Genomic DNA, 17,847 nt, shown 5'->3' with positions numbered 1-17,847 from the left:
GCCGGCCCTCGCCGCTGCCCGTCACTCGGGCATGGCGTGATCCCGGCTGACCCGGATCGGCACGGTGCCGTTCATGATGTTCAAGAGCACGCGGATCGAGCCATTGGCGTCGATCCCGTCGAGGATCCCGAGCTGCTCGGCGAACGGCCCGGCGAGCAGGCGCACCCGGCCGCCGACCTTGAGATCGTCGACGAACTGCAGGACATCGCGCCCGTCGGCGGACTCCATCATCGTCTCGACCACGCCTTCCGGCACGGGCGTGGGCATGACATCGCCGCAGATCAGCCGGGCGACCCCGTAGGTCGAGGAGATCGCGCGCCAGCGGTCGCGCCCGACATCGAGAGAGACGAACAGATAGCCCGGGAATATCGGCGCCAGGACAGTCTGCGTGCGGCGTGCATGGCGCACGGTCTTCAGCCTCTTCGGACAGAAGACCCGATAGCCCTGCCGCTCCAGATTGTGCTGGGCGCGGAGCTCCTGATGGGGCAGTGTCTGGACAACGTACCAGCGCACGACTATCGCTATCCTCTCTCGCATAAGGGGCCCGGCATACCGAATCGCCCGGACTGCCGGAGCGGCTGTCTTCATGGAGCGTCCCGGCGGGGCGCCCCCGGCTTGCGGAGCTGGAACAGCCATAGTATTGCGCCTTTCATCGCGCATGGAAACTCCGCTGTCCAGACGAGCCGTACCGGTCCCGGCCGGGTCAATGGCAGCCTGCGACCCGATGCGGAACCTATCCGGAGGCCACAGGATCGCACCCGATGATCTTCTCGCGGAGATTCGGATCGGCAAGGACCGCCAAGCCACACCACCGGCTGCCGCCCGGCACGAGAGCCTATGCCGTCGGCGACATCCATGGCCGTATGGACTGCCTGGCGGAGCTTCTCGACCGGATCGCGGAGGATGACGCCCGCAGCCCGGCCGAGCATGTGTACGAGATCTATCTGGGCGACTATGTCGACCGCGGCCCGCAATCGCGCGAGGTGATCGAGACCCTGCGCGCGCCGGCGTCCGGCGGCCGCGAGCGCGTCTGCCTTCGGGGGAACCACGAGGCCGTCCTCTCCGACTGCCTCGCCGATCCCGGCGCCATTGCGCACTGGCTTCAGTTCGGCGGCTTCGAGACCCTGCTCTCCTATGGCGTGACCCCCGATCTGAAGGCGAGCGAGCGGGACGCAAACGACCTTCACGACCGGCTCAACGAGGCCTTTCCCGACACGCACCGCGCCTTTCTGCGGGATTTGCGGCCATCCTTCGCGCTTAGCGACTACCTCTTCGTCCATGCCGGGATCAGGCCCGGCGTCGCGCTCGACCGGCAAAGCGCGGAAGACCTCCTGTGGATCAGGGAACCGTTCCTCGGCTCCACCGCCGATCACGGCAAGCGCATCGTTCACGGCCATACGCCTGTTGACGCGCCCGAACTTCTCCCTAATCGTGTCAACATCGACACGGGGGCCTTCATGACAGGACGATTGACCTGCGCCGTGATCGAGGGGACCGACATACGGTTCATCCAGACCGGCTAGGGTGCCTCGCACGCCAGCAGGGTCCGGGCGAATCGCTGCGGCGGCCCCGGTGCATCCGCAACCGGACAGACGGTCTGGCGGGTGCGCGAATCGTGCAATGCAGGAGAGGAGACGGTAAAGCGTGTCGGTCAACAGCAGACTCTTCGGATGGCTCGCCCTTGTCGCCACTCTTCTGGCGATTCCCGCCTGCAGCAGCGGGCAGGGCCTCGCGCCCCAGTCCGCCCCCCAGACCGCGGCCGCCACCACCCAGGCGCCATCCTACAAGCTGGGGCCCGGCGACAAGCTGCGCATGATCGTGTTCGGCGAGCCCGACCTGTCCGGAGAATTCGTCGTCGACAGCTCCGGCGGCGTCAACCTGCCCCTGATCGGGTCCGTGCCGGCCGCCGGCGCATCGGTTCCCGAGTTCAAGAACCGGGTGACCACACGCTTCCGCAACGGCTATCTCAAGGATCCGAAGATCTCCGTCGAAGTCCTGAACTACCGTCCCTTCTTCATTGTCGGCGAGGTGAAGAACGGCGGCGAATACCCGTACAAGGCGGGCCTCACAGTCCAGGATGCCGTGGCGATCGCAGGCGGCTACACCTATCGCGCCGACACCTCCTCGGCCTATATCCGCCGCGCGGGCAAGGACCAGGAGGTCGAGGTCGATCTGGACAAGGGCCGCGTGAAGGTCAATCCCGGCGACAATATCCGCGTTCCCGAACGCTTCTTCTAAAGCGCTTTCCGGAAAAGCGGACACCGCTTCTCCGGCTCGAAAGCACGGCGATACAGGACCCCGCCCGACCAGGGCACGAGGCATGCGCCCTCTGGTTAATCTTTTGGTAATTACAACTTATTAGTGTAGAATACCAAAGATCAATCAGTGAGGAGGGTATGGTCTTGTCTTACCGGACCCCCGAAGGCCGCAGACGATGGAGACCCCGGACCCGCACGCTCCCTGCCCTTGGCATGGCCGCGCTCGTCGTAGCCGCAGCCGGGACCGCCGCGCGGGCCCAAGACGCCCGGTCCGTGGTTGCCGCCCATCCCGGAGGCGGCCCCGGGCTCGTCGAGGCGGTCGCGCGCACCCTCGCCGCCCGGCCCGAGACGGCGGACGATTTCTGCGCGGTTGCCGCCGCCGGAACGCGCAATGTGCGCGGCGCGATCGGCGCCGGCATGGCGCAGGGCGTCCGGCTCCTCTATTCGACCAACAATATCCCCTCGGCATGGCTCGTGCACTGGACCGCCTGCGCCGCCAGGGGGTGCCGGAATGCTCCGGCGGCCTCCTATGCCGCCGCCATGGGGCGCGACAGTTGCCGGCTTGCCCTGCAGTGCCCGGCACCGTTCGGTCCTCACCGGCAGACCGGCACCCGAAGGCTTCGGTCCGGCATGACACCGCTCGGGATCGGCGGCGGCTCGCCTGGCCTCGCCAGCCCCAATTGAGGCACGGCCGGCCCGCCCGGCATTGCCTTCGGGGGCCGCTTCGATTTTCTATAAAATTTTAGTATAAACAAATAATACTACAATATAGATTGCCATAAATGAGGGATTAGCCCTGTTCACCGCCGTCGCTTGACCGTAAACAACAATATCTATATTTTTTTCGCATTCGAACCGGGGGAAAAATTATGATTTTCAAGAGTTTTGCCGGCAAATCGGCCGCCATCCGCTCAGTATTCGCCCTGGGTGCAATCGGCCTCCTCTCGGCGCTGCCGCTGTCCGGCGCGCACGCCCAGTCTCCCGAGACCGTTCTGGCAAGCCACCCGACGGGCGGCCCGGATCTGGTCAACGCCGTGGCGAGCACCGTCGCCGCGAAACCCGAGCATGCCAGCCGGTTCTGCGCCGGCGCCGGCGTCTCCTCGCCCGATGTCCAGGGCGCGGTCGGCGCGGGCCTGGCCTATGGCGTCCAGCTTCTCCAGAGCGCCAACGACGTCGCCTCCGCCGCGCATGTGCATGCCACGGCCTGCCAGGCGAGCGGCTGCCAGGGCGGAGCGGTCGCCTCCTATTCCGCGTCCATGGGCGCCGGCATCTGCCAGACGGCGCTGATCGGCGGCGGCGGTGGGCCGGCAATCGCCGAATCGCAGGGCTCCGGCCCGCCCCCGACCATGTTCCAGATCACCGCCAGCGGACATGGCGGCGGCTCCCGCTCGCTCGCGAGCCCGAACTGAGACAGGCAGCAGCGCGATGCGACGGGACGGGGACTTCGACATGATCAATGCAGGCTGGAAGATCGGTGCGGCGGCCGGCGCGGCGCTTTTCGTCCTGGCACCGCTCGGTGCGGTCGCGCAGGACGCCGTGCTCTCCGGCCCGCGCAATTACGACATGCAGCAGATGCCCGGCGTGCAGGGCCACGACGATGCCATGCTGCCCGTCGTGCGCAACCGGCTCAATGACGGGATCGGCCTGCATGCGGGCTCCTACTGGCTGTTTCCGACGGTCGAGGCCGGCTATTTCTTCGACAGCAACCCGCTGGCACGCTCGCACGACAAGAAGTCGAGCAACGGTCTCTATACGGCGGCGAATGTCGAGGCGAAGTCGGATTTCAGCCGCCACGCGCTCAATTTCTATGGCGGCGTGGAACACTACGAGTATCTCGACGTGTCCGGCCAGAGCCATACCAACGGCTATGGCGGCACCGACTTCCGGATCGATGTCCGGCGCGACCTGGTGATCCTCGGCGGCGTGGATGGCGGCTACTTCCACGAGACGCTGGACGACGTGAACACCCCGGAGAACGCGGACGAGCCGATCCCCTACACGGAGCTGTCAGGCTGGGGGTCCATCAACAAGGCCTTCAACCGCATCGCCGTTTCGCTCGGCGCCGCCTACAGCACTCTCGACTATTCCAGCGTGAAGTCCAAGGGCGGCGGCAGGCTGGACCAGGACTATCGAGACAGCGAGATCCTCGTCGGCGGCGGCCGGCTCAGCTATCTCTTCTCGCCCGGCTACCGGATCTTCGGCGACATCCGCTACAATGACCGCCACTACCGCCATTCCAGGGACGACGATTCCCATGGCTATCGCGCCCTCGGCGGCGTCGCCTTCGAGATCACCCGGCTGCTCGCCGGCGAGGTCGGCCTCGGCTATATGTGGCAGGACTACGACCGGTCTTCGGAGGGTACGCGCGACGGCTTCAGCTACCATCTGGGCCTGACCTGGACCCCGACCCCGCTCATCACGGTGAACCTCGACGGCGACCGGATGATCGCGGATTCCTCGATCGAAGACGACCCCTCGCGGATCGCCACCACGCTGGGTGCCTCGATCGACTACGAGTTCCGGCGCAACATCATCATCTCGCCGAGCTTCGCCATCGCCAACAACGACTATTCCCATTCCTCCAACGACAACACCTCCTACGAGGCGGGTCTGGACGTCGAATACTATCTGAACCGGCATTTGGCCGTCGGGGCGAACTACAACTACCTCAAGCGGGACTACAAGATGGACGCGTCGGATTACGACAGGCATCTCGTTGGCGTAAATGCTAAAGCACGTTTCTGAGAGCAGCGGGCGCAAGACGTCCGGCAAGGGGCCGGCAACGGGCTATTACAACTATCCTCCGGCCGAGCCGGAGCCGGGCCTCGATATCAGGCGCTGGATACAGATCGCACGCCGGCGCGGACCCATGGTGCTGGCCGTCGCCGTGCTGTGCGCCCTGTTCGGCGCCATCTATGCCTTCCAGCTCACCCCGCGCTATACCGCAACGGCCACGCTGATGGTCGATCCGCGCCAGCAGAACGTCATGAACTCCGAGGCCGTGGTCTCGGGGCTGGGCACCGATTCCACCGCGATCGAGAGCCAGGTGCAGCTGATCCGGTCCGCCAATGTCGCCCGGCGCGTGGCGGAGGATCTCAAGCTCGACGAGCGCGATGTCGGCGCGGCCAGGCCGGGCCTCGTCGCCACCCTGTTCTCGCTCCTGTCCCCGTCGGCGGACACCCGGCAGCCCACGCTCGACGACGACCGGATGCGCCGCGCCGTCGGCACGCTCCAGGACAATGTCCAGGTCGTCCGCCAGAATTTCACCTATATCATCGACATCAGATACACCTCCGAGAGCCCGGCCCTCGCCGCGCAGATCGCCAACGCCTTCGCCGACGAGTATCTCGTCGACCAGCTCGAGGCGCGCTACGACGCCACAAGGCGGGCGAATGAATGGCTGGAGACCCGGCTGGACGAGCTGAGGACCCGCGTGCGCGAATCGGAGCGCGCGGTGGAGATGTTCAAGGCCGAGCACAACATCGTCTCCGCCAAGGGCACCCGGCTCAGCGACGAGCAGATCGCACGCCTCAACGAACAGCTCATCGACGCGCGCGCGGCGACCGCCCAGGCCCGCGTCAAGTACGAGCAGCTCCAGAACGTCGTGGACAGCGGCGGCGATCCCTCCTCCTTCGCGGAAACCATGCAGGCCCAGGTCATCGGCCTGCTGCGCACGAAGGCCTCGGAGGTCAAGCGCCAGCTCGCCGAGCTCACCGTCAAATACGGCTCCAAGCATCCCCAGGTCGTGTCCGCGCGCGCCCAGCTCGCCGATCTCAACCGGCAGATCCGCGACCAGTCGGCGGCGATCGTGTCGGCGGCGCTCAACGACTATCAGGTCGCCCAGAGCCGGCAGGCCTCCATCCAGCAGAGCCTCCAGGAGCTTCAGGGCGAGTTCGAGTCGGGCAACACCGCGGAGATCCAGCTGCGCGAGCTGGAGCGCGAGGCGGAGGCCAACCGGACGCTGTTCGAGGCGTTCCTGACCCGCTTCAAGGAAACCCAGCAGCAGGAGACCCTCCAGCTCAGCGACACCCGCATCATCGAGCGCGCGAGCGTGCCGGATCGGCCGAGCGCGCCGAACAAGAAGGTGTTCGTGCTGTTCGGCCTTCTGCTCGGGGTCGGCTTCGGCGGCGGGCTGGCCTTCGTCCTGGAGAAGCTCGACCGCGGCTTCCGCTCCACCGACCAGATCGAGGAGACGCTCGGCGTTCCCGTCCTCGCCTCCATACCCGATGTCAGCGGCGACACGGCGCGGACCGGCTGGGCGGGGCGCGTCCAGCGCCTGCTGCCGGACAGGATCGCGAGGGCCCTCGGTAACGAGGACAAGCGCCGCGCCACGGAGCGGCTGAAGGCCGCGCGGCTGGTCCTGGACAAGCCGCTGTCGTCCTTCACCGAGGCCATAAGATCGCTCCGGCTCGGCATGCGCTACGCCAATATCGACAAGCCGGTGCGCGTCGTGCTCGTCACCTCCGCCCTTCCCAGCGAAGGCAAGACGACGATTGCCAGCAACCTCGCCCAGCACGCCGCCTATACAGGCGAGCGCGTTCTGCTGCTCGACATGGACCTGCGCCATCCCGCCCAGACCGCCATCTACGCGCCCGATGCGGAGGAAGGGCTCGTGCAGATCGTGATGTCGGGCCTGCCGGTCGACAGCGTGCTGAGATCCGACGAGCGCTCCAAGCTGTGCTTCATCCCGGCGCCCCGCGACAAGGCGCTCACCCATACCGCGGAGATCCTCTCAGCACAGCGCATGCGCGACTTCATCGAGGAGATGAAGCCGCTGTTCGACCTGATCGTCATCGATTCCTCCCCGCTCCTTCCTGTGATCGACGGGCGGGTCCTGATCGACGCGGTCGACGGCGTCCTGCTCGTGGTGCAATGGGAGAAGACGGCCCGCGACGCGGTGGACGCCGCGATCCGCCAGAGCCACGGCCTCCAGGACAAGCTCATCGGCGTCGCCTTCAACGATGTGATCCCCGAGAAGGCGCGCTATTACGACTATTACAAGAGCGGCTACTACGCGCGGAAATATCCCTATTACTATGACGAGACGGGGTAAGCCGGCACGCACGGCGGGCCTGATGGCGGCAGGCGCGGCCATCGCCCTTGCGTCGGTGTGCCTCGGCGGCCTGCATCTCGTCGAGCTGAGCCGCGCCTACCGCACGGTCGACATCGCCTATGACGAGACGCCGGCCACCGCCGGGCTGTGGCTCAGGGACCGGGCGGCGGCGCTCGATGGCGACACGGACGCGCTCGCCGATCTCGTCGCGCTGCGCCTCACCCTCCAGCCCATCGCCCCGCGCTACAGCCTGATCCGCGCCTTTCTCAGCGCGGCATACTGGGACCGGCTCGATCCCGATCCGGCCGCGCGCGCCGCGCTGCGCGAGGCGGTCCTGCGCGGAGCCGAACGGGCGCTCGCAACGGCCCCCGGCGACGGCGGGCTATGGCTTCTGGCGAGCGTGCTCAGGACGCAGGCGGCGGGCTTCGACGACGAGGCGGCCTCCTATCTCGGCGCCTCCTACGTCTTCGCGCCGAAGGAGCTGCCCATCGCCCTGCCGCGCCTGGCCTTCTCCGCCACGCTGTGGCCCGCCCTGCCGGAGGACCTCAGACGCGCGACGGAAACCAATGCGACCGTGATCGCGACCATGGAGCCGCGGATGGGCGAAGAGATTGCGCGCCTGTTCGCCGGGTCCGGCGCCGATCTGGGCGCGCTGCCCGAACCGGCGCGGGAGGAGTAGGCCGGCACGATGTGGGTTCCCGCGATCCTCCTGGCCGCGCTCGTCGCGCTCTCGCCCCTGGCCCTGGGGAGCAACCGTCCGCTGCCCTGGGCCTATAACGCCGTCGGCGCCGGCGTCTGCCTCATGCTCGTCATTGCCATCGCGCTCGCCCGGCCGGACCGGCTCCGGCTGGACTGGCGGCCGATTCGGGTGCCCGTCGCGCTGGCGCTTCTCGTCCTCGTCTGGATCGGCGTGCAGGCTGCCCCCATCGGCATCGAGGGCCTCGTCCATCCCAACTGGCGCTATTCGGGCGACCTGCTCGGCTCAGCGCCCGCCGGATCGATCTCGGTCGACCCGGCCCTGACGCTTCAGGCCGCCATGAGGTTCGCGACCGTCCTGTCGGTCTTCCTTGCCGCCTGCATGCTGGGCCGCGACCGGCGCATCGCGGCCATGCTGGTCTGGACGCTGCTCGCGGCGGGGGCGGCCTATGCGGTCTACGGGCTTCTCGGGGTCTCGCTCTCGCTCGACCGCATCCTGTGGTACGAGCAGCGCGCGACCGGCTATCTGACCTCCACATTCATCAACCGCAACAGCGCGGCGACCTATTTCGGCCTCGCCTCGATCATGGCGTTCGCCCTGCTCCAGCGGCAGCTCCGCAGGAGCCTCCAGACCGCCGACGGGGCGAGCTGGCATGTGCGCATCGCCGCGGCCGCGCACCGCCTGGCCGGCCCGCTCGGGCTGACACTCGGCCTGTTCGCGCTCGTGTTCTGCGCGCTGCTCGTCACCGGATCGCGGGCCGGCATCGCCTTCACCGTCGCCGGGCTTGCCACGCTGATCCTGCTCCAGCTCCTGCGGTCGCGCATGCGCGGCAGGGGGGCGGCCGGCGCCGGCCTTGCCCGCTTCGGCTATGTCGTGGTGCTGCTCGCGGTGATCGTCGCGCTGGCGGACATGGCCGGCGCCCGGCTCGCCGGTCGGCTGATCGCCGGCGGGCTGGGCCAGGAGGCCCGGCTGACGGCCTATGCGGACACGGCGAAGGCGATTGCGGACAACGCGCTTGTCGGCACGGGCTACGGCACCTTCGAGGCGGTCTATCCGCTCTATCGCTCCGCCCAGCAGATCACCAGCATCTGGGACAAGGCGCACAACGACTATCTGGAGCTCTTTCTGGGGCTCGGCGTGCCCGCGGCACTCGCGCTTCTCGCCGCGCTGGCCATGATCGTCGCGAGATGTGCGAAAGGCGCCTTCGCCCGGCGGCGCGATGCCCATTACCCGATGGTCGCGGTCGCCGCCTCCGTGCTCGTCGGCCTTCACGCCCTGGTCGATTTCAGCCTGCAGATCGAGGCCGTGGCGATGACCTATGCGACCATCCTGGGCATCGGGACGGCACAAGCGACCACAACCGGAAGGTGAGGCGCCAGATCGCCCCACAGGCACCCGGATACCATTGTTATACCTTTGTAAAATAAGGTTATTTATTAAAATTGCATCCAAAAAACTTTTGCAACCAGAACGATATGGCGGTAATCTCCCGAAAATCTTGACTCGCTGCGATCGGGGGCAATCAGACTTGCGGCGCAAGGACTTTCGAGGACTCGGTCCGACCGCCCGGCCTATCGGCCGGGAGCGCGATCACAGGTTCTGTCGACCGCCACAATCCTGCCTTCATTGCAGCGGACTGCCGCCGCATTCCATCGCGGCTGCACCGAGATCTACCCATGGGGCCCCCGGTCGCCGGAACGGTGGGCCGCGCGCCTTGCGATGACATCGCGAAGCCCCGGCAAAGGGTTTCGCGCGACGATGGCGCCGTCTCTTCCGGCTGGAGGAAGGGCGATGCCGGACAGGACGGACAACGGGTGGACGGCGTTCACCCGAATGGCGGTAGCGTGGCCGAACGCGGCGCGCCAAGGAGGCAGATCGATCCGGCCGGGACGCAACCGATGAACTCCAAGCTCGCGTCTAGACCGCAGACCTCGACAGTGCTCGCGGCATCGGCCGACGAGGGGGGCCGGCCGTGGCTGACGCGGATTCGCGTCCAGCTCCTGGGCGGCCTCGTCCTGGGCGTCCTCATGCCGGCCGCCGTGCGCTGGGACCTTCTGGAGGCGGGCATGGTGTCGCCCGGCTCCTCTCTCGGCAACTCGCTGTGGGGCACCGCGCTGGCCGTCATAGTCGGCTACATGTTCCTGAGGCAGCTTGCGGCCTATCCGGGCGTCCGGCCGACGACCTACATCCTCCCCGTCTTCGCCATCACCTTCGGCGCGCTCTCGCTTCTCATGTTCGGCCTGCGGCTGGACTATTCGCGCTACCAGCTCCTTGCCAGCTTCGCCCTCACGCTCAGCTGGTACTACTGGGTGTTCCTGACGATCCGCCAGCGCAACCGGCCGCGCATCGCCATCGTGCCCGGCGGCAATCATCGCGGGATCGACAGGCTGCCCGGGGTCCACTGGACACGGCTCGACCGCCCCGCCCTCGCCGAGGGCGCATTCGACGCCATCGCCGCCGACACCAACGCCAACCTGCCGGCGGAGTGGGAGCGTTTCCTCATGGCGGTCGCGCTGAAGGGCGTGCCGGTCTATCCGGTCAAGCAGGTCGTTGAGTCCCTCACCGGACGCATCGAGGTGGAGCACCTGTCGGAGAACACCTTCGGCTCCATCCTCCCCTCCCTGCCCTACCGCAAGGCCAAGACGCTCGCCGACACGGTCGCGGCCCTCGTGCTCCTGCCGGTGCTCATGCCCGTCCTCGCCCTGGTCGCGCTCGCCATCAGGCTGGAGAGCCCGGGCCCCGCGCTCTTCCGCCAGCGCCGCATCGGGCTCGGCGGCCACCCCTTCACGATCTACAAGTTCCGCACCATGCGCCAGCGCGGCCATGGCGAAACCGGCCCCCATTTCACCAGCGAGGAGGACGACCGTGTGACGCGGCTCGGCCGCGTCCTGCGCAAGTACCGGATCGACGAGCTGGCGCAGATCCTCAACATCCTCAAGGGCGAGATGAGCTGGATCGGCCCGCGCCCGGAAGCCATCGAGCTTGCCGAATGGTATGAGCGCGAGATCCCGTTCTACGGCTACCGCCACCTCGTGCGCCCAGGCATCACCGGCTGGGCGCAGGTCAATCAGGGCAATGTCGCCGAGGTCGACGCCGCGACCAGCAAGCTCCATTACGACTTCTACTACATCAAGAACTTCTCGCTGTGGCTCGACGTCCTGATCGTGGCCAGGACCGTCCATACGATCCTCACCGGGTTCGGATCGCGATGAGCGCGCGCAGCTCCGGCGGCCCCATCATTCCCGTCATTCTGAGCGGCGGCTCGGGAACCAGGCTCTGGCCTCTGTCGCGCCGGTCGAAGCCGAAGCAGTTCCTGCGCTTCGCCAGCCCCCATTCGCTGTTCCAGGACACCGCGCTGCGCTGCCGCGGCGGGCTCTTCGACCCGCGGCCCATCGTGGTGGGCGCCGCCGACCACCGCTTCCTCATCGCGGAGGACCTTCTGGAGATCGGCGTGGAGGCCGACATCCTGCTGGAGCCGGAGGCGCGCAATTCCTGCGCGGCGATCGCGGCGGGCTGCCTTCAGGCGCTGAAGCGGGACCGCAACGCCATGGTGCTCGCGCTTGCCGCCGACCACCGCATCCCCGACAGCGAGGCCTTTTCCGCCGCCGTCGCATCGGCCATGCCGGACGGCGAGGCCGGCGCGCTGATGACCTTCGGCGTCAGGCCCGACCGCCCGGCGACGGCCTATGGCTATGTTCGCCCCGGGGCAAAGCTCGCCCGCGCCTTCCGCGTCGAGGCCTTCGTGGAGAAGCCCGAGCGCGCCGACGCCATACGGCACATGCGCGACGGCTATCTGTGGAACAGCGGCAACTTCCTGTTCCGCGCCGACGCCTTCATCGCCGAGCTCGACCGGCTGGAACCGGCGGTCCTGGAGGCGGTGAGCGCCGCACTTGCCGGCGCGCGGAGCGATCTCGATTTCCTGCGGCTCGACGAGGCGGCCTTCGCAAGGGCGCCCTCCATCTCGGTCGACTACGCGGTCATGGAACGCACGACCCATGCCGCCGTGCTCCCGGTGGACTACGACTGGTCCGATGTCGGGAGCTGGGACGCCGTCGGGCACGCCACCGCGCCGGACCGCGACGGCAATGCGGTCATCGGCGACGGCATGGTGATCGACGGGCGGGGCAACCTCGTTCATTCCGAGAGCCATCTCACCGCCCTCATCGGCGTCGACGACATCACGGTGGTGGCGACCCGCGACTGCCTGCTCGTCGCCTCCAGGGCACGCGCGCAGGACGTCAAGGCGCTCGTCTCGCGGCTTCGCGAGGAGGGACGGACGGAGGCGGGCGAGGCGCTCCAGATCTTCCGGCCCTGGGGCAATTACGAACGGCTCGATATCGGCGAGGGCTATCAGGTCAAGCGCATCGTGGTGAAGCCCGGCGCGCGCCTGTCGCTGCAGAAGCACCGCCACCGCGTGGAGCACTGGGTGGTGGTGCAGGGCCGCGTCGAGGCGACCATCGGGGAGACGGTGCACACGCTGAAGGCCGACCAGTCCGTCTATGTGCCGCTCGGCGCCGTCCACCGCCTCGCCAATCCCGGGACGGAGCCGGCGGTGCTGATCGAGGTGCAGACGGGCGACTATCTCGGCGAGGACGACATCATCCGGCTTGAGGACAGCTACAACCGCGTCCCGGAGCCAAGCGGGGAGCTGACATGACCGGAAAAACCGCCCTGATCACCGGAGTGACCGGCCAGGACGGCGCCTATCTCGCCGAACTGCTCCTGAAGAAGGGCTACCGCGTGCACGGCATCAAGCGCCGGTCGTCCTCCTTCAACACCGGACGCATCGACCATCTCTACCAGGACCCGCACGAACGCGACGTCCGGCTCACCCTTCACTATGGCGACATGACGGACGCCACCAACCTCATCCGCATCGTCCAGGAGGTGCAGCCCGACGAGATCTACAATCTCGCCGCCCAGAGCCACGTGCAGGTGAGCTTCGAGACCGCCGAATACACCGCCAATGCCGACGCGCTCGGCACGCTGCGCCTGCTGGAGGCCATCCGCCTTCTGGGCCTTGCGGACCGGACCCGCTTCTACCAGGCCTCCACCTCGGAGCTCTATGGCAAGGTGCAGGAGATCCCGCAGTCGGAAACGACGCCCTTCCACCCCCGCTCGCCCTATGCGGCCGCGAAGCTCTACGCCTACTGGATCACGGCCAATTACCGCGAGGCCTACGGCATCCACGCCTCCAACGGCATCCTGTTCAATCACGAGAGCCCGATCCGCGGCGAGACCTTCGTGACGCGCAAGATCACGCGCGCCGTGGCGGCGATCTCGCTCGGGCTCCAGGACCGCATCTATCTCGGCAATCTCGATGCCGAGCGCGACTGGGGCCATGCCCGCGACTATGTGGAGGGCATGTGGCGGATCCTGCAGCAGGACACCCCCGACGACTATGTGCTCGCCACCGGCGAGAAGCGCTCGGTGCGCGCCTTCGTGGAGGCCGCCTTCGCCGAGATCGGCATGGCGGTGGACTGGCAGGGCGAGGGCCTGGACGAAACCGGACGCGACGCGCGCACGGGCCAGACGCTCGTCGAGGTCGACCCGCGCTATTTCCGCCCGACCGAGGTGGAGCTCCTGCTCGGCGACCCCTCCAAGGCACAGCGCAAGCTCGGCTGGCAGGCGACGACGCCGTTCTCCGACATGGTCGCCGAAATGGTCCGGGCCGACCTCGAGACGGTCGCCCGGGAGGCCGACCAGCGCAGGCTCGACGAGGAGCACACCCAGCGCCTGGCGCAGGGCGCGTGAGGGGACGGGCCGCAGCGATGAAGATCTCCGTCCTGACCGTCACCTGGAATTCCGCCGCCACGGTCCGCCACACGCTCGACAGCTTCTTCGCGCAGAGCCATGAGGACAAGGAGCTGGTCGTGATCGACGGCGCCTCGCGCGACGACACCGTCGAGATCGTGAAGAGCTACCCCCGCGACGCGATCCGCCTCGTCTGCGAACCCGACGAGGGCATGTACGACGCGCTCAACAAGGCGCTCGCGCTTCATGGCGGCGACGCGGTGGGCGTGCTCAACTCCGACGACGCCTATCACGACGCGCATGTGCTCTCGCGCATCGCCTCCGCGCTCCGGGAGGCCGATATCGTCCACGGCCATCTCCGCTTCGTCTCCGACCATGCCACCAAGCGCGTGGTGCGCCGCTGGCAGGCGACGCCGCGTCCCGCGCGCGGGTTCCGCACGGGCTGGATGCCCGCGCATCCGACCTTCTATGTCCGCCGCGAGGTGGCCGAGCGCGTCGGCCCGTTCGACTGCACGCTCGCCACCGCCGCCGACTATGACTGGATGCTGCGCGCCGTGGAGCTGCACGGATACCGCACGGCCATGGTCGACCGCGTGATGGTGGACATGCAGGCTGGCGGGCGCAGCACGGCGAGCCTCGGGGCCCATATCCGCCACAATCTGGAGGCGCTGCGCTCGCGGCGGCGCTGGCTGCGCTCCGGCGCGGTCGACTATGCGCTGCTGGCCAAGCCCGCCCGCAAGCTCGGCCAGTTCGTCCGGCCGCGCTCCGCACCGGGGAGGCCGGCATGACGCGGACACCCATGGCCGAACCGGTCTACGGCCTGGACGGCAAGCGCATCTTCGTCGCCGGCCATCGCGGCATGGTCGGCGCCGCCCTGATGCGGCGGCTGACGGCGTATGACGCGACGCTCCTTGCGGTGCCGCGCGAGGAGGTGGATCTGCGCTGCCAGGCCGCCGTGGAGGACTGGATGGCGCGCGAGCGGCCGCATGTGGTCTTCCTCGCCGCCGCGCGGGTCGGCGGGATCGCCGCCAACAGCCGCTATCCGGCGGATTTCATCTACGACAACCTCATGATCGAGGCGAATGTCATCCATGCCGCCCACCGCGCCGGCGTGGAGAGGCTCGTGCTTCTGGGCTCGACCTGCATCTATCCGAAGCTCGCCCCCCAGCCGATCCCCGAAGACGCGCTGCTCACCGGCCCGCTGGAGCCCACCAACGAGTGGTACGCCATCGCCAAGATCGCCGGCATCAAGCTCGTCCAGGCCTACAGGCGCCAGCATGGCCGCGACTTCATCGCCGTCCAGCCGACCAATCTCTACGGGCCGGGGGACAATTACGACCCGGAGACGAGCCACGTCCTGCCGGCGCTGCTGCGCAAGGCGCACGAGGCGAAGGCGGCCGGCGCGCCCCGGATGACCGTCTGGGGCTCCGGGCGGCCCCTGCGCGAGTTCCTCCATGTCGACGACCTCGCCGACGCGGTGGTGTTCCTTGCCGAACGCTACAGCGGCGAGGCGCCGGTGAATATCGGGTCGGGCGAGGAGGTCTCGATCCGCGAGCTCGCCGAGCTCGTCTGCGAGACGGTCGGCTATGGCGGGGAGCTCGTCTTCGACGCGTCGCGGCCGGACGGCACGCCGCGCAAGCTCGCCGACGTCTCGCGGCTCTCCGCCCTCGGCTGGTCGCGCGCCCGGTCCTTGCGGGACGGGCTCGAACAGACCTATGCCGACTTCGCCGCCGCCCCCGCCGGCAGCCTCCGCGCGCCGGCCTGACCGCGGATGCTGCAGGCCGCAAAGCTCGTGACCGCGATCCTGACACACCCCATGAACCGGGACGGCAGGCTGAGGGCGCTCGGCCGCTTCCTCGCCTGGCAGTCGGCCTCGCGCCTAGCGCCGGGGCCGATCCTCGTGCCCTTCGCCAACGGCACGAGCCTCGCCATGAGCCGGGGCATGACGGGAGCGACGGGCAATCTCTATTTCGGCCTTGCGGAGTGGGAGGAGATGGCATTTGCCGCCCATCTCCTCAGGCCCGGCGACCTGTTCGTCGATATCGGCGCCAATATCGGCGCCTTCACCGTTCTGGCCGCAGGGGCGGCAGGCGCGGACTGCATCGCCGTGGAGCCGATCCCGGCGACCTTCCGGCTCCTGGAGCGCAATATCCGCGCAAACGGCCTCGACGGCCGGGTCACCGCCCTCAATGCGGGCCTCGGCGCCGAGGCGGGCGAACTCGCCTTCATCGACGACAGGGACACGATGAACCGGGTCGCCGTGGCCGGCGAGCACGGCACGACGGTGCCCGTGACGACGCTCGACGCCGCCGTCGCCGGCCGCCGCCCGGCTCTCGTCAAGATCGATGTGGAGGGCTTCGAGATGGCCGTGATCGAGGGCGGCCGACAAACGCTTGGCGGCGACGGCCTCCTCGCCGTCATCGTGGAGACGAACGGCCAGGAGACGCGCTATGGCTACCCCCAAGGCGCGGTCGCCGACGCCCTGTCGGATCTGGGTTTCGCCCGCATCCGCTACAACCCGCCCCACCGCGCACTGCGCCCCGCAACCGCCCGAAGCCAGAACGCGATCTTCGTGCGCAAGCCGGCAGCGGTCGAGGAACGGGTGGAAAGCGCGCCCGATCTCCACACAATGGCGGGCACGCTCTGAGATGCCGGGCCAGCCTTTCACCCCCACATTCCGGCCAGGGACCGGCCACCGGCCATGACGCTTGACGGCCTGTTCCGGATGGTCCTGCCGGCACGGCTCCATGAGCGCGTGTCCGGCTCGGCGATCGCGACACGCCTTGCGCACGGTTCGGCCTGGAGCCTGTTCGGGTCGGCGGGCTCCCGCCTCCTCGTGCTCGCAACCATGATCGCGGTCGCGCGCATTCTGGGGCAGGCCCCGTTCGGCGCGTTCGGGCTCGTGCAGTCAACCCTCGGCGTGGTCGGCATGATGGCCGGCATCGGGCTCGGCAGTACCGCGACCCGCTTTGTGGCGCAATATGCCCGCACGGACCCCCAACGCGCCGGCCAGGTGATCGGGCTCGTCCTTTCGGTCTCAAGCGCGACGGTCCTCGCAGCCGCCATCGCGCTCGTCGCCTCGGCGGGGCTCATCGCGGACGCAGTGCTGGGCCGGCCGGATCTGCAGTCGGCGCTGGTCTGCGGCGCCGCTCTCATGTCCGCCATGGCCTTCCGGGGTATCCAGAACGGCGTGTTCTCCGGCCTCCAGAAGTTCGACACCATCGCCCGGCTCGCCATTCTGGAGGGGGGCCTCTCGCTCGCCGCCGCCATCCCGATGGCGCTGATGCTGGGTGTGGAAGGCGCGCTCATCGGGCTTGCCGCGAGTGCTGCCGCCGTCTGGATCGTCGGGCGGACTGCGCTCGCCTCCACGCTCAAGTCCCGGGGCATCGCCATCCGCTATCGCGGCGCCCTTGCAGACTGGCGTATCCTGACCGGTTACAGCCTGCCGAGCTTCCTCGCCAATGCGGTCGCAACGCCGGTCCTGTGGTTCGCGATGACGCTGGCGAGCCGGTCCGCGGACGGCCTCGCCGGCGTTGGCACCTACTACGCCGCCTATCAGTGGCATGGGCCGATGATTTTCGTACCGGTCGTGCTGATGTCGGTCAGCATCCCGACCCTCGTGCAGGAATGGGAGGCCGGTCGCCGCGCCCGGTTCCGCAAGGTCACCTTCTGGATCTGCGGCCTGACGCTCGCCATCGCCCTGCCACCCGCCACGGCAGGCGCGCTGCTCAGCCCCTGGATCATGAGCTTCTACGGACCGGAGTTCCGCGACGGCTGGGCAGTCCTCGTCTTCCTGTTGGCGGCGGCGCCGCTCCACGCGCTGGCGAAGATCTCGTCGGGAGCGCTTCTCGGCATGAACCGGGCCTGGTGGGTTCTGGCCATCAACATGGCATGGGGGGCGACCGTGATCGCGGTCACGCTCTGGCTCCTGCCGGCCCATGGCGTACTCGGCCTCGCCATCGCATTCTTCTCCGCCTATCTGGTTCTCTCCACCCTCGCCTTCGGTCTCGTGCTTGCCGGCTCGCGCGCTGAAGCTTCGGCGGGACTGTCGCCGCGCCTGCACGATTCGAACGGAACCGCCTGAC

16 protein-coding genes are annotated in these 17,847 nt (G+C 68.2%); 15 read left to right on the top strand and 1 reads right to left on the bottom strand.

Annotated features, from left to right (window positions below; genetic code table 11):
- Nucleotides 1–21: 21 nt before the first annotated feature.
- Nucleotides 22–513 carry a transcription termination/antitermination protein NusG gene (gene nusG, locus HW532_RS13985; protein WP_213161055.1) on the bottom strand — a complete coding sequence of 164 codons (492 nt, stop codon included), beginning with the start codon at nucleotides 511–513 and terminating at the stop codon, nucleotides 22–24.
- Between the two features lie 248 nt (nucleotides 514–761).
- Here nusG and HW532_RS13980 point away from each other — a divergent pair, with 248 nt between their 5' ends.
- The 15 genes from HW532_RS13980 (at nucleotide 762) to HW532_RS13910 (ending at nucleotide 17,846) form a co-directional block, all read left to right on the top strand.
- Nucleotides 762–1,523 (top strand): metallophosphoesterase family protein, encoded by a 762-nt coding sequence (locus HW532_RS13980; protein ID WP_213161054.1) that lies wholly within the window; start codon nucleotides 762–764, stop codon nucleotides 1,521–1,523.
- Nucleotides 1,524–1,644: 121 nt separating this feature from the next.
- Nucleotides 1,645–2,238, top strand: coding sequence for a polysaccharide biosynthesis/export family protein (locus tag HW532_RS13975; protein ID WP_246479086.1), 594 nt, complete (start codon nucleotides 1,645–1,647; stop codon nucleotides 2,236–2,238).
- A gap of 293 nt (nucleotides 2,239–2,531) precedes the next feature.
- Entirely contained in the window at nucleotides 2,532–2,942 is a 411-nt protein-coding gene (locus HW532_RS13970; protein ID WP_213161053.1) for a hypothetical protein, read from the top strand.
- Nucleotides 2,943–3,127: 185 nt separating this feature from the next.
- Nucleotides 3,128–3,667 (top strand): hypothetical protein, encoded by a 540-nt coding sequence (locus HW532_RS13965; protein WP_213161052.1) that lies wholly within the window; start codon nucleotides 3,128–3,130, stop codon nucleotides 3,665–3,667.
- Nucleotides 3,668–3,707: 40 nt separating this feature from the next.
- On the top strand, nucleotides 3,708–5,003 hold the full coding sequence (locus HW532_RS13960; RefSeq protein WP_213161051.1) for an outer membrane beta-barrel protein: 1,296 nt from the start codon (nucleotides 3,708–3,710) through the stop codon (nucleotides 5,001–5,003).
- Nucleotides 4,984–7,311 carry an AAA family ATPase gene (locus tag HW532_RS13955; protein ID WP_213161050.1) on the top strand — a complete coding sequence of 776 codons (2,328 nt, stop codon included), beginning with the start codon at nucleotides 4,984–4,986 and terminating at the stop codon, nucleotides 7,309–7,311. The genes HW532_RS13960 and HW532_RS13955 overlap by 20 nt, the downstream gene beginning before the upstream one ends.
- Nucleotides 7,295–7,990, top strand: coding sequence for a hypothetical protein (locus HW532_RS13950; RefSeq protein ID WP_213161049.1), 696 nt, complete (start codon nucleotides 7,295–7,297; stop codon nucleotides 7,988–7,990). The genes HW532_RS13955 and HW532_RS13950 overlap by 17 nt, the downstream gene beginning before the upstream one ends.
- A gap of 9 nt (nucleotides 7,991–7,999) precedes the next feature.
- Nucleotides 8,000–9,379 carry an O-antigen ligase family protein gene (locus HW532_RS13945; protein ID WP_213161048.1) on the top strand — a complete coding sequence of 460 codons (1,380 nt, stop codon included), beginning with the start codon at nucleotides 8,000–8,002 and terminating at the stop codon, nucleotides 9,377–9,379.
- Nucleotides 9,380–9,906: 527 nt separating this feature from the next.
- Nucleotides 9,907–11,220, top strand: coding sequence for a sugar transferase (locus tag HW532_RS13940; protein ID WP_213161047.1), 1,314 nt, complete (start codon nucleotides 9,907–9,909; stop codon nucleotides 11,218–11,220).
- Nucleotides 11,217–12,665 carry a mannose-1-phosphate guanylyltransferase/mannose-6-phosphate isomerase gene (locus HW532_RS13935; RefSeq protein WP_213161046.1) on the top strand — a complete coding sequence of 483 codons (1,449 nt, stop codon included), beginning with the start codon at nucleotides 11,217–11,219 and terminating at the stop codon, nucleotides 12,663–12,665. The genes HW532_RS13940 and HW532_RS13935 overlap by 4 nt, the downstream gene beginning before the upstream one ends.
- On the top strand, nucleotides 12,662–13,762 hold the full coding sequence (gene gmd, locus HW532_RS13930; RefSeq protein WP_213161045.1) for a GDP-mannose 4,6-dehydratase: 1,101 nt from the start codon (nucleotides 12,662–12,664) through the stop codon (nucleotides 13,760–13,762). The genes HW532_RS13935 and gmd overlap by 4 nt, the downstream gene beginning before the upstream one ends.
- Before the next feature lie 17 nt (nucleotides 13,763–13,779).
- Nucleotides 13,780–14,550 (top strand): glycosyltransferase family 2 protein, encoded by a 771-nt coding sequence (locus HW532_RS13925; RefSeq protein ID WP_213161044.1) that lies wholly within the window; start codon nucleotides 13,780–13,782, stop codon nucleotides 14,548–14,550.
- Nucleotides 14,547–15,527, top strand: a complete 981-nt coding sequence (gene fcl, locus HW532_RS13920) for a GDP-L-fucose synthase (protein WP_246479076.1) — start codon at nucleotides 14,547–14,549, stop codon at nucleotides 15,525–15,527. Before HW532_RS13925 ends, fcl begins: the two co-directional genes overlap by 4 nt.
- Nucleotides 15,528–15,533: 6 nt before the next feature.
- The gene (locus HW532_RS13915; protein ID WP_213161043.1) at nucleotides 15,534–16,409 is read left to right on the top strand and encodes an FkbM family methyltransferase; all 876 of its coding nucleotides are present in this window, start codon (nucleotides 15,534–15,536) and stop codon (nucleotides 16,407–16,409) included.
- Nucleotides 16,410–16,463: 54 nt separating this feature from the next.
- Nucleotides 16,464–17,846, top strand: coding sequence for an oligosaccharide flippase family protein (locus tag HW532_RS13910; RefSeq protein WP_213161042.1), 1,383 nt, complete (start codon nucleotides 16,464–16,466; stop codon nucleotides 17,844–17,846).
- Nucleotide 17,847: the final 1 nt, after the last annotated feature.

The organism is Kaustia mangrovi (assembly GCF_015482775.1).
GTDB lineage: Bacteria > Pseudomonadota > Alphaproteobacteria > Rhizobiales > Im1 > Kaustia > Kaustia mangrovi.
This window is presented reverse-complemented; position numbering and strand designations above follow the sequence as displayed.

Bases quoted from the DNA above. Each gene is read 5' to 3' on its own strand.
- HW532_RS13980 (WP_213161054.1), top strand. From the start codon at position 762: ATGATCTTCTCGCGGAGATTCGGATCGGCAAGGACCGCCAAGCCACAC.
- HW532_RS13965 (WP_213161052.1), top strand. From the start codon at position 3,128: ATGATTTTCAAGAGTTTTGCCGGCAAATCGGCCGCCATCCGCTCAGTA.
- HW532_RS13960 (WP_213161051.1), top strand. From the start codon at position 3,708: ATGATCAATGCAGGCTGGAAGATCGGTGCGGCGGCCGGCGCGGCGCTT.
- HW532_RS13955 (WP_213161050.1), top strand. From the start codon at position 4,984: ATGCTAAAGCACGTTTCTGAGAGCAGCGGGCGCAAGACGTCCGGCAAG.
- HW532_RS13950 (WP_213161049.1), top strand. From the start codon at position 7,295: ATGACGAGACGGGGTAAGCCGGCACGCACGGCGGGCCTGATGGCGGCA.
- HW532_RS13945 (WP_213161048.1), top strand. From the start codon at position 8,000: ATGTGGGTTCCCGCGATCCTCCTGGCCGCGCTCGTCGCGCTCTCGCCC.
- HW532_RS13940 (WP_213161047.1), top strand. From the start codon at position 9,907: ATGAACTCCAAGCTCGCGTCTAGACCGCAGACCTCGACAGTGCTCGCG.
- HW532_RS13935 (WP_213161046.1), top strand. From the start codon at position 11,217: ATGAGCGCGCGCAGCTCCGGCGGCCCCATCATTCCCGTCATTCTGAGC.
- gmd (WP_213161045.1), top strand. From the start codon at position 12,662: ATGACCGGAAAAACCGCCCTGATCACCGGAGTGACCGGCCAGGACGGC.
- HW532_RS13925 (WP_213161044.1), top strand. From the start codon at position 13,780: ATGAAGATCTCCGTCCTGACCGTCACCTGGAATTCCGCCGCCACGGTC.
- fcl (WP_246479076.1), top strand. From the start codon at position 14,547: ATGACGCGGACACCCATGGCCGAACCGGTCTACGGCCTGGACGGCAAG.
- HW532_RS13915 (WP_213161043.1), top strand. From the start codon at position 15,534: ATGCTGCAGGCCGCAAAGCTCGTGACCGCGATCCTGACACACCCCATG.
- HW532_RS13910 (WP_213161042.1), top strand. From the start codon at position 16,464: ATGACGCTTGACGGCCTGTTCCGGATGGTCCTGCCGGCACGGCTCCAT.